This is a genomic window from Sphingomonas sp. 2378 (genome assembly GCF_038084995.1).
GTDB lineage: Bacteria > Pseudomonadota > Alphaproteobacteria > Sphingomonadales > Sphingomonadaceae > Sphingomonas.
Genome location: NZ_JAXCMJ010000167.1, coordinates 1 through 232, shown reverse-complemented (window position 1 = coordinate 232; position 232 = coordinate 1). Strand labels below are relative to the sequence as shown.

At 64.7% G+C, this 232-nt stretch carries 1 pseudogene; it reads left to right on the top strand.

The annotated features are described in order from the left end of the window. Window positions 1-232 (top strand): annotated as a pseudogene (locus SM191_RS19930) (GTP-binding protein); the annotation flags it as partial.

Sequence of the window (232 nt, the reverse complement as noted above, 5' to 3'; positions counted from 1 at the left end):
CGCCAGCCTCAACGCCGATGCGGTGATCGTGCCCGCCGATCATGGTCGCGTCGACCTGGACCTCGTGCTCGCCACCGGGCTGTTCGACGAGGAGAAGGCCGCGCGCCATCCGCTCTGGGCCAAGGAGCTGTACGGCTATGCCCATCACCAGCCCGAGACCGAGGAATATGGCATCGAAAGCTTCGTCTATCGCGCCCGCCAACCCTTCGATCCGGCGAAGTTTCATGCCTTC